General features: G+C 56.5%; 2 protein-coding genes and 5 pseudogenes. 5 read left to right on the top strand and 2 right to left on the bottom strand.

The window, feature by feature from the left end; genetic code table 11:
- Positions 1–189: 189 nt before the first annotated feature.
- From HV796_RS40670 to HV796_RS40660, 3 genes and pseudogenes are all read left to right on the top strand, one after another.
- Complete coding sequence (locus HV796_RS40670; protein WP_175233337.1) at positions 190–609, top strand: hypothetical protein; 420 nt, start codon at positions 190–192, stop codon at positions 607–609.
- A gap of 154 nt (positions 610–763) precedes the next feature.
- Positions 764–877: pseudogene (locus tag HV796_RS45045) on the top strand (hypothetical protein); the annotation flags it as partial.
- A gap of 77 nt (positions 878–954) precedes the next feature.
- Positions 955–1,135 (top strand): annotated as a pseudogene (locus HV796_RS40660) (type VI secretion system baseplate subunit TssF); the annotation flags it as partial.
- A gap of 107 nt (positions 1,136–1,242) precedes the next feature.
- On the opposite strand, the gene HV796_RS40655 reads toward HV796_RS40660, so the two are convergent.
- Positions 1,243–1,614 carry a hypothetical protein gene (locus HV796_RS40655; RefSeq protein WP_175233336.1) on the bottom strand — a complete coding sequence of 124 codons (372 nt, stop codon included), beginning with the start codon at positions 1,612–1,614 and terminating at the stop codon, positions 1,243–1,245.
- A gap of 584 nt (positions 1,615–2,198) precedes the next feature.
- Between HV796_RS40655 and HV796_RS45040 the strand changes: the two are divergent.
- Positions 2,199–2,347: pseudogene (locus HV796_RS45040) on the top strand (IS6 family transposase); the annotation flags it as partial.
- 572 nt (positions 2,348–2,919) lie between these two features.
- Positions 2,920–3,003 (top strand): annotated as a pseudogene (locus HV796_RS46260) (IS6 family transposase); the annotation flags it as partial.
- 224 nt (positions 3,004–3,227) lie between these two features.
- Here the strand turns inward: HV796_RS46260 and HV796_RS40650 are convergent.
- A pseudogene (locus HV796_RS40650) lies at positions 3,228–3,445 on the bottom strand (IS110 family transposase); the annotation flags it as partial.
- Between the last annotated feature and the right edge of the window lie 308 nt (positions 3,446–3,753).

Raw genomic sequence — 3,753 nt, 5'->3', positions numbered from 1 at the left:
GTCGCTCGCAACAAGCTCAAAAGCGCTCAGCACCGACCTTCGATCATCGCCGCGTGCTGGATTCAGGCAACCTTGTGGTGACGTCATGATTTATGGAAAGGTCAATAGATAGAGTGAATCCGTACAGCAAGAGCCGCTATTGCTGCACAGAAATAAGCGGGTACGCAAGCAGATCGACAACGAGTGGGCATGAAGTCGATTGCGGCCTATGCCGGGCCTCGGTATCAGTTTGATGGCGGTGCATGGCAGTCCAGTACGCCTGGCGAGAATTCGCCTTGCGACCATCCGCGCAGCCTCAGATCGCGCGAAAATCGGATTGTTTTTCTTGGCCGGGCAATTTGCAGATTAGAGGGCTTACTGATGGACCTACCACAGGCAGACGGTGCCGATACGGCAACCGTGTTCACGGCCGCCCTCAGTGTGCTTTTCAGTACGCATCCGAACCCCGACGAGCTACTCGCGCAGTGGGAGAAAATTGCTGCTGAAATGCCGCTGATGGTCCTGAAAAACGGCGCGGTCGACGTCAAGTACAACGCGAACGTCGTTATCGCACAAGGACTGTTACAGATAGCACGCGCAGCGGCGTCAGATGCAGCACCGGAGAACTGATTACTCACTGCCCACTGGATGCACACAATGCCGCATTGCCGATACGAGGTCGAGCTGCGCACCGAAGCCGTTGGCGTGTGAGGGCGAGGAGTGGTCAGCGTCGCGTACATGACTCGCGAGCACCAGCACATCAAGGCATCAGGGTGGCACTGACGTGCTCGAATCGCGGATCGAGTATCCGGAAGTGGACAACTCGGTACTCAATTTCGGCATTCCCGATCTCACGGGCGCCGCGTTATCGGGCATCGACGCGGGAGTGCCGCAGAACCGCATCCGCGCGGTGCTGCTGAACTTCGAGCCGCGGCTGATCGGCAGCACCGTTGCGAGCTGCAACACGTGCGCGAGATGGGCGCCGAGTTTGTGCGCGAGTATCCGAAGATTACCGGCCGGCTCGGCCGAATGCGCGGACCCGTACGTCGAGCGCCTGCTCGAAGGCTTCGCGTTTCTCGTCGCGCGCGTGCAATTGAAGCTGGACGCGCAGTATCCGGTGTTCACGCAGCATCTGCTGGAAATGATTTACCCGCATTAGCCCGCGCCAATTCCATCGATGGAAATCGATCATCGCTGCCCGCTGAAAGCGGCCGAGATTTGGTGACGTCATGATTTAAGAAACCCCTCAATAAGGGCTGAGCCTTAGGAACTTTCTGCTGAGCGATCTGGATGCTTCCCGGCGACATTGGCGATCTTCATGAGATGATCCGCGATAAGCTTGTAATCATGTTCAGTTAGCTTTCCGGATGCCACATCATCCCCGGCCGTTTCCAACGTCCCGTATGTGGCATCTCGCGCAGATCGAAATTTCCTTTCGGCAAGCATCGAGAGCGCAGAATCCAATTGAGGCTGGTAGCTATTTGCCACTTTTCTTTGCGCAGGAGATCCCGTATCACCGAATTGTCGTTGTATCGCCTTGGCTTCCAGGGTTGCAAATGCAATGTCAGAATCAAGCGCTAGCTCGCGTTCCCGAGCCGACGGCCCCGTGCGGAAAAAATTCGATATATTTGGCATTGTACCTTCCAATGTTACGAGAGAATATTGAGCTACCCAAAGGGTCCAATTGTTTTACTGAGGTTTTTCCAATAGAGAAAAATACAACGGCCGGTGGCGTTGCACTCTATCGGCTCTGTAGTTTCCACGTATCCGTGTCGATGACCGAAGGATGCGTAGGAAACGTCAAGCAGCCGACAGTAGAATTCGTCTTGGCTAGGAACAGTTCAGCACGCCGACCCGCGTCTTTCAGGGGAGCGAGTGTGACCAACGGCCACGGTCGCGAAGTCTGAAGTGAGATAGGTCAAGACAGATTCACGATACCGCGCCTGACGGTACAAACCTACGAGGAGCGCGAAATGATTTTGCGTTCTCGCGAAATCCGCACACGGGTTGGTGGCTGCCCCCGCGCCGATACCATATTCACCTGATATTGCCTTGAGGCACTGTCAAGTTGTCTGAGGCCACCGACTGCTAGAAAGGGCACACGAAGAAGATCAAATCTGCGTCCCCGGTTTTCGTTTTCCTGAGTGGATCATTGGCTGGATAGCGTCAACTACCTTGGCCGGTCGTGCGACAACTATGTTGGCCGAGCGGCCACTCTAATTGTCGCGCACCACATTGGCTGCGCGGTACGCTGGTATCGCCGCTTCAATTTGAGCGCGCGGACATCGAGGAACTGCTGCTGGAACGCGCCGTGCTCGTCACGTACGAATCGATCCGACAATGGTGTGACCGATTTGGGACGCAGTTCACCTGTCTTTCTATCGGACGGCCATGAACTGGTTCGGTCAGTGTCTGGACCGCAAGCTCGCGCGTTGGGCCAAGTGTAAGTACAGAGACTACGACGGCATACACGGCGTAGCGAGGAGTGGTTACACAAGATAAGGAAGGCGTATCCGCGACAGTTTGTGCACTGGTGGTTTCAAGGGGCACAGGTTGGATAACGGGTGGTGCCATGAACGTGTTTGCATTCTGAACACGATGCTGTACCCGAGATAGAGGAAGACCCTCCGAGGTCGGTTTGCAGGAATTGACTTCAGTGTGTCACGAACGCAGGCGTGAGCCTGCGATGCTGTACCAGAGATGGGAGTTGGCCTCCCGAAATCGGCTTGCATCCCGGTTTCCCGGTTGACGGCAACCTTCTCTGAGCTGAGTCATCCCCTTCGCTCCACTCGCATTACACGAGTTTCATCTACCTTCCGCGTCGATCTGTCATCGCGAGATGACGGTAGAATGGCTGGGATGAGCCGTGTAAATCGAGAGGTTTACGCACGGTTCTGCGAGAGGCTCGGGGTGAAATCCCCCGGGCCTACTTACCTGGCCGTGCGCCTGCGCGGCGAGCCGCACAGGCTGTGGCGTGCGGTGGATGAGCATGGTACGGAACTGGACGTGCTGCTGCAGTCGCGATGTGTGGCGTACGCAGGCATTTCTTTCCCATTTCGGTCCAGTCCGGTCGTGCTTCGCCTTGCCGCGACACTGGATGCAGGCCCGTGACCACCACGCTGCGCTCGTGCACCGTCTGGCTGCCTGGCAGCAGTGGACGGCAGAACTGGTCGGCGTCTTCGCTTCCTGATCAGGATACCCGATCTTATCGGCAACATTGATCCGAACCCGTCAACTTGGCAAAACCGCTTGACCTGATGCCCGAAGGTTGCGAGTTTGCGGGCCATGTGATGGGCGCCGGCGCAGGCTTCCGTGACCACCGTGCACGGCGCAACGTGGCGAAGAACGCGACCAGTTGCTTGCGGCTTACCTTCTTGCGGAACACTGCCTTTCCGACCTTGCTTTGGCCGTGAAGGCGAAATACGTGTTTACCCAAATCAATTCCGACCAGCGTGACATTTTCCATGGCAACCCCCTCCGCGATGAAATTTCCTGCGGCGTACTTCACTGCAGGGAGGGTGGACCGTCTCATTACGCGATGTGCCGAAAGCTTACAAGACTCGGCCTGTCTCATTGCCCGATGACCCTTTGCTCCGGCCAACGGTTGCGGAAGGCTGACTTGTGTATAAGACCATGCGGCCAGCCTTGATCGTTCAGTCAGACTGCGTATTCCGGCGATCGTGATCAGGGATTTCGGCTGATCGTGATCGCTGATTCCGAACGATCGTGATCAGCCATTTCGGTCGAACGTGATCGCAGATCATGGGTTTCCGA

It is taken from the genome of Paraburkholderia humisilvae (assembly GCF_902859855.1).
Lineage (GTDB): Bacteria > Pseudomonadota > Gammaproteobacteria > Burkholderiales > Burkholderiaceae > Paraburkholderia > Paraburkholderia humisilvae.
The sequence above is the reverse complement of the archived record's forward strand: the minus strand, read 5'-3'. Positions and strand labels throughout refer to the sequence as shown.

Excerpts from the sequence above, each read along its gene's own strand:
- HV796_RS40670 (WP_175233337.1), top strand. The coding sequence starts at position 190 with ATGAAGTCGATTGCGGCCTATGCCGGGCCTCGGTATCAGTTTGATGGC.
- HV796_RS40655 (WP_175233336.1), bottom strand. The coding sequence starts at position 1,614 with ATGCCAAATATATCGAATTTTTTCCGCACGGGGCCGTCGGCTCGGGAA.